The 6,401-nt window shown below is 68.4% G+C and carries 8 protein-coding genes; all 8 read right to left on the bottom strand.

Translation table 11 applies throughout. The annotated features are described in order from the left end of the window. The coding region (gene dnaE, locus ACK5KK_RS03740; RefSeq protein WP_416888748.1) for a DNA polymerase III subunit alpha at positions 1-1,537 on the bottom strand (1,537 nt) is incomplete at its 3' end. Between the two features lie 169 nt (positions 1,538-1,706). After that, entirely contained in the window at positions 1,707-2,627 is a 921-nt protein-coding gene (locus tag ACK5KK_RS03735) for an RluA family pseudouridine synthase (protein WP_416888747.1), read from the bottom strand. Between the two features lies 1 nt (position 2,628). Further along, the gene (gene lspA / locus ACK5KK_RS03730) at positions 2,629-3,183 is read right to left on the bottom strand and encodes a signal peptidase II (protein WP_416888746.1); all 555 of its coding nucleotides are present in this window, start codon (positions 3,181-3,183) and stop codon (positions 2,629-2,631) included. A 10-nt stretch (positions 3,184-3,193) separates the two neighbouring features. Next, on the bottom strand, positions 3,194-3,814 hold the full coding sequence (locus ACK5KK_RS03725; protein ID WP_416888745.1) for a DivIVA domain-containing protein: 621 nt from the start codon (positions 3,812-3,814) through the stop codon (positions 3,194-3,196). Between the two features lie 101 nt (positions 3,815-3,915). Continuing rightward, positions 3,916-4,218 (bottom strand): YggT family protein, encoded by a 303-nt coding sequence (locus tag ACK5KK_RS03720; RefSeq protein WP_416888744.1) that lies wholly within the window; start codon positions 4,216-4,218, stop codon positions 3,916-3,918. Between the two features lie 3 nt (positions 4,219-4,221). Further along, the gene (locus ACK5KK_RS03715) at positions 4,222-4,674 is read right to left on the bottom strand and encodes a cell division protein SepF (protein ID WP_416888743.1); all 453 of its coding nucleotides are present in this window, start codon (positions 4,672-4,674) and stop codon (positions 4,222-4,224) included. A 32-nt stretch (positions 4,675-4,706) separates the two neighbouring features. Further along, positions 4,707-5,390, bottom strand: coding sequence for a YggS family pyridoxal phosphate-dependent enzyme (locus ACK5KK_RS03710; protein WP_416888742.1), 684 nt, complete (start codon positions 5,388-5,390; stop codon positions 4,707-4,709). A gap of 20 nt (positions 5,391-5,410) precedes the next feature. Next, positions 5,411-6,401: cell division protein FtsZ (gene ftsZ / locus ACK5KK_RS03705; protein ID WP_416888741.1), on the bottom strand; the 991-nt coding region annotated here is incomplete at its 5' end.

The following is a 6,401-nucleotide window of genomic DNA, read 5'->3' as shown; positions in this document are numbered from 1 at the left end:
GCTTGAGCCCCTCCAGCCCGAGCGCGCGGTCGAAGACCGTCTTGGCCTCGGCGTCGGACTCGATCAGCGCGCGGAACTCGCCGGCCTCCTTGTAGCGGGGATGCTGGCTGTCGAACATGCCTGTCAGCGGCATGTCCTTGCCCATCACCGCCGGCGGCACCGCCTTGGTGAGCTTCTCCCCCATACTGAACGGGAACCCGAGCACGCGACCGGCATCCTTCAGCGCCTGCTTCGCTTTGATGGTGCCGTAGGTCACGATCTGGGCGACGCGCTCGTCACCGTACTTGTCGGTGACGTACTGGATCACCTCGCCACGACGACGGTCGTCGAAGTCGACGTCGAAGTCGGGCATGGAGACGCGGTCGGGGTTGAGGAAGCGTTCGAAGATCAGGCCGTGCTGCAGCGGGTCGAGATCGGTGATCTTCATGGCGTAGGCGGCCATCGAACCAGCACCGGAACCGCGCCCCGGCCCCACGCGGATGCCGTGGTCCTTGGCCCAGTTGATGAAGTCGGCGACGACAAGGAAGTAGCCCGGGAACCCCATCTGCACGATCACGCCGGTCTCGTACTCTGCCTGTCTGCGCACCGCGTCGGGTATTCCGCCGGGGTAGCGGAAGTGCAGGCCGGTCTCCACCTCCTTGATGAACCAGCTCTCCTCGGTCTCGCCGTCGGGCACCGGGAAGCGGGGCATGTAGTTGGCGGACGTGTTGAACGAGACGTCGCAGCGTTCGGCGACCAGCAGGGTGTTGTCGCACGCCTCGGGGTGGTCGCGGAAGATCTGCCGCATTTCGGCGGCCGACTTGATGTAGTACCCGTCCCCGTCGAATTTGAAGCGCTTCGGGTCATCGAGGGTGGAACCCGACTGTACGCACAACAGGGCCGCGTGACTGGTCGCGTCGTGCTGGTGGGCGTAGTGCGAGTCGTTCGTCGCGAGCAGCGGGATATCGAGGTCCTTCGAGATCCGGAGCAAGTCGCCGATCACCCGCCGCTCGATGTCGAGCCCGTGATCCATGATCTCGGTGAAGTAGTTCTCCTTGCCGAAGATGTCCTGAAACTCCGCCGCCGCCGCGCGTGCCGCGTCGTACTGCCCGAGTCGCAAACGGGTCTGCACCTCACCGGACGGGCAGCCGGTGGTGGCGATGAGGCCCTTGCTGTAGGTCTGCAGGAGCTCGCGGTCCATGCGGGGTTTGAAGTAGTACCCCTCCATCGACGACAGCGATGCCAAGCGGAACAGGTTGTGCATGCCGTCGTTGTTCCGGCTGAGCAGCGTCATGTGGGTGTAGGCGCCGGCGCCGGACACATCGTCGTCGCTCTGGTCCGGACCGCCCCACCGCACCCGTGATTTGTCGGAGCGGTGGGTGCCAGGGGTGACGTAGGCCTCCAGGCCCACGATGGGGGTGATCCCGGCGTCTTTCGCGGCGCGGTAGAACTCGAACGCCGCAAAGGTGTTGCCGTGGTCGGTGACCGCGATCGCCGGCATCCGTTGGTCGACGGCCTCCTGCACCATCGCACCGATTCGCGCGGCACCGTCGAGCATCGAATACTCGCTGTGCACGTGCAGGTGGACGAAGGAGTCGGATGTCACGTGTTCGAGTCTACGAAGCCCACCGACACCACCGGCCGGTCCCCGCCGCGTTCGCGCGAGTCCGTCTCACCCTCGACTCGAAGGTGAAGGTTCACCGCCGTCGCAGAACCTCCGGCGCGGGTCATTCGCCGCGCAGCGCTTCGATCGCGTGCGCGAGGTCGGCGGGATAGTCGGACCGGAACGTGACCCAGTCGGTCGTGACCGGATGCGCGAACGACAGCTCCCGCGCGTGCAGCCACTGGCGGGTCAGCCCCAGCCGGGCCGACAGCGTCGGGTCGGCCCCGTAGAGCGGGTCGCCCACGCACGGATGCCGGTGGGCGGCCATGTGCACGCGGATCTGGTGGGTCCGGCCCGTCTCCAGGTGGATCTCCAGCAGCGAGGCGCCCGGAAAGGCCTCCAGGGTCTCGTAGTGCGTCACCGACGGCTTGCCGTCGGGGGTGACCGCAAACTTCCACGAGTGCGACCGGTGCCGGCCGATCGGCGCGTCGATGGTGCCGGCGAGGGGATCGGGATGCCCCTGCACGACCGCGTGATAGACCTTATCGACCTCTCGCTCCTTGAACGCGCGCTTGAGGCCGGTGTAGGCGCGATCAGTCTTAGCGACGACCATCAGCCCGCTCGTTCCCACGTCGAGCCGATGCACGATGCCCTGCCGTTCGGCGGCGCCGGTCGCCGCGATCCGGAACCCGGCCGCCGCCAGCGCGCCCGGAACGGTCGGGCCCTCCCAGCCGAGCGACGGGTGCGCGGCCACGCCGGTGGGTTTGTCCACGACGACGAGGTCGTCGTCGTCGTACACGATCGCGAACTCCGGGACCGCGACGGGCACCACCTCGGGCTCGCGGGGCTCCTCCCACTGCACGTCGAGCCAGGAGCCGGCCCGCAACCGGTCGGACTTTGCGAGCTCGCGGCCGTCCTGGCGAACGCCGCCGCCGACGGCGACCTCGGCCGCGAAGGTGCGCGAGAACCCCAGCATCTTCGCGAGCGCCGCGTCGACCCGTGCCCCGTCCAGACCGTCCGGGACCGGCAGAGCCCGCGAGGGCACGTCAGGCCTCACCGTCGTCGACGGCGGCATCCACCCGGCGCTCGCGCGAACCGTCCAGACGCACCCCGGTCAGGACGAGCAGCGCGACGCCGATCATCATCGAGACGATGAAGATGTCGGCGACGTTGTAGATCGCCGGGTTCATCCCCAGCCACATCCACGGTGTGTTGATGAAGTCCACGACGTGTCCGTGCAGGAATCCGGGTTCGCGAAACAGCCGGTCGGTGAGGTTGCCGAGGATGCCGCCGAGCAGCAGCCCCAGCGCCACCGCCCACAGCCGGGAGCGCACTCCCCGCACCGCGGCGACGACGATCGCGACGGCCGCCGCCGCCAGGACGAGCGTGAACACCCATGTCACGCTCTCGCCCAGCGAGAACGCCGCACCCGGATTGCGCGTGAGATACCACTGCAGCGCGTCGCCCCAGACCGGGACCGGCTGCTGATACGGCAACTCCGCCAGCGCGATGTTCTTGGTCAACTGATCGGCGGCCAGCGCCACCACCGCGAGGATCGCGATGATGGCGCCGGCCGCCGCAGTACGCAGTGGTCGCGTCAACGTCCCGGGCTCAGGAGGCCGGAACCGGGGTGGCACCCGAGGTGCCCGCGATGTCGAGGTCCTTGAGCTTGTCCTCGATGAACGTGCGCAGCTGGTTGCGGTAGTCGCGCTCGAACTGGCGCAGCTCGCTGATCCGCCCTTCCAGCGTGGCGCGCTCGCCCTCGAGGCGTGCCGCCTCTTCGCGGGCGCGGTTCTCGGCCTCGGCGACGATCGAGGTCGCCTGCGCCTCCGCCTCGGCGATCAGCTTGTCCTTTTGCGCGATGCCCTCGGCGACGTGCTCGTCGTGCAGGCGCTGGGCGAGCTCGATAATGCCCGCCGACGCGGCGGCGGGGGCGAGATCGGCGGCGGGCGCGGCAGCGGCAGGGGCCTCGGTGGCCGGCCTGGCTTCGGCCGGTGCCTCGTCCTCCACCTGCACCTCGGCCTCTTCGACGACCGCGGCCGGCGGCGGCGACGCATCGCCGGACTCGTACGCGGCGAGCTTCGCCTTCAGCTCCTCGTTCTCCGCGAGTGCCTTGCGCCACTCGACCACGATCTCGTCCAGGAAGTCATCGACCTCGTCCGGGTCGAACCCCTCTTTGAATCGGACGTGCTGGAACTGTTTCGTGACGACGTCTTCAGGGGTCAAAGCCATGGTGTTGTCCTCTTTCGGGGCTCAGGCACGGGTAAAACTTTACAACCCGCGGTTTCCGGGCCGTAGCCACTCAGCATAATAGCCGTCGTCCGAGAGTGCGCTCATAGCAACAAAACAGTGCGTACAACCGACAGCAGGACAAAACACAGCAACATCGTCAACGCGAACCCCAGGTCGAGGGCGACCGGACCGATGCGCAACGGGGGGATCAGACGGCGGAAAAACTTGATCGGAGGATCGGTGACCGTGAAGACGATCTCGGCGAGCACCAGCCCGAAACCGCGCGGCCGCCACTCCCGATTGAACATGGGGATGTACTCCATGATCAACCGAGCCAACATCAGGAGAATGTAGATCAGCAGCAGGACGTTCGCGATCGCCGCGACGGTCTGCAGGACGGCCACGGGTTACTGCGGGAAGGGGGTCGTCTCGGGGTCGGCCTGGGCGACGGCCCCGTCACCGGAGACCGCGACGTTCTCGGGCGACAGCAGGAACACCTTGCTCGTCACCCGCTCGATGCGACCGTACAGACCGAGGGACAGCCCGGAGGCGAAGTCGATCAGCCGGCGCGCGTCGGCGTCGCTCATCTGCGAGAGGTTGATGATCACCGGAATGCCGTTGCGGAAGTTCTCGGCGACGATCTGCGCATCGCGGTACTGCTTCGGGTGCACCGTCACGATCTCGTTGACGGTCCCGGCGCTGGGCTGACGGACGACGGCGGGGCGATGGATGGGAGTCACGGGAGCAGCTTTCTCGGTCGTGCGCTCGCGACGCGCGGGGGCCTGTTCGGGCTCGTCGTAGCCCTCTTCCTCATCGGCGAGGCCCAGGTACACCATGGTCTTCTTCAGGGGGTTCGACATCGCATCCTCCGTTTGCTGTCGTCGTTTCGAGGTTATCCGCGCTCCGGGCGTGGACCGGTGATTGCCGATCCGATCCGTAGGTGTGTCGCGCCCGCGGCGATCGCCTCGGCAAAGTCGCCGGTCATCCCGGCAGAGATCCAGTCCGCCGCGGGAGCCACGCCGCGCACGGCGGCGGCGCTGTCTGCGAGGCGCTCGAACGCACGCGCTGCCGGCTCGTCCCGGGGCGCCACCGCCATCACACCGCGCAACCGCAACGACGGGCAGTGCGCCAGGATGTGCTCGGCGAGAGCGGCGGCGTCGCCCGGCGGCGCGCCACCGCGTCCGGGATCGTCGGTCAGGTTGACCTGCACGAGGACGTCCAGCTGTGCCGCGTCCTCGCCGGCGCCGTGCAGCGCGTCTGCGAGGCGGATGCGGTCGACCGAGTGGACGGCATCGGCATCGGCGCGGATGTGCCGCGCCTTGTTCGTCTGGGCCTGCCCCACGAAGTGCCACCGCAGATCGGCGAGGTCGGAAAGGTCCCCGCGCTTGGCGTGCAGTTCCTGCTGCCGGTTCTCCCCGACGTCGCGCACCCCGAGCCGGTGTAGGTCGGCGACCATCGCGGCGGGGTGGAACTTGGTCACGACGATCCGGGTGAGCTCTTCCGGCGCGCGACGCGACGCCCGCATCGCGTCGGCGATGCGGGCGTCGACGTCGGAAAGACGCTCGGCAAGACGCATGGAGCGGTACCCGCCCGTGGCTACTTCAGGAAGTCGGGAATGTCCAGGTCGTCATCCCCGAAGGCGGAGTCGAACGACTCGGATGCCGACGGCACCGCGACCGGCACGGGTTCCTTCGCCTCGACGGCGTCGAGATCGGCGGCGAGTGTCGTCGCCGGGATGTCCGGCAGCACCGGGACGCTGGCGGGGCGGCTCGCCGTGATCGGCTCGACCTTGACCTGGGGCTCGCCGCCGTCGAAGCCGGCCGCGATCACCGTGACCCGCACCTCGTCGCCGAGGGTGTCGTCGATCACGGTGCCGAAGATGATGTTCGCCTCGGGGTGCGCGGCTTCCTTGACCAGTTGGGCGGCATCGTTGATCTCGAAGATGCCCAGGTTGGAACCACCCTGAATCGACAGCAGCACGCCGTGCGCCCCCTCGATCGACGCCTCCAACAGCGGCGACTCGACGGCGAGCTCAGCGGCCTTGATCGCGCGATCGGCGCCGCGCGAGGAGCCGATGCCCATCAGCGCCGACCCGGCGCCCTGCATCACCGACTTGACGTCGGCGAAGTCGAGGTTGATCAGACCCGGCGTCGTGATGAGATCGGTGATGCCCTGCACACCGGCCAGGAGCACCTGGTCGGCCGTGGCGAACGCCTCGACCATCGAGATGCCCCGGTCGCTGATCTCCAGCAGACGATCGTTGGGCACGACGATGAGGGTGTCGACCTCTTCCTTCAGCTTCGCGACGCCCTGCTCGGCCTGCTGCTGACGCCGGCGGCCCTCGAACGAGAACGGCTTGGTGACGACACCGATCGTGAGCGCCCCGATCGACTTCGCGATGCGGGCCACGACGGGCGCACCACCGGTGCCGGTGCCACCGCCCGCGCCCGCGGTCACGAACACCATGTCGGCGCCCGCGAGGGCCTCTTCGATCTCCTCCGCGTGATCCTCGGCGGCACGACGGCCGACCTCGGGGTCCGCTCCGGCGCCGAGTCCGCGAGTCAGCTCACGGCCGACGTCGAGCTTG

It is taken from the genome of Microbacterium sp. (assembly GCF_047972865.1).
Taxonomy (GTDB): domain Bacteria; phylum Actinomycetota; class Actinomycetes; order Actinomycetales; family Microbacteriaceae; genus Microbacterium.
Note: the sequence above shows the minus strand (reverse complement) of the source record. Positions and strands in the feature narration are given on the sequence as shown.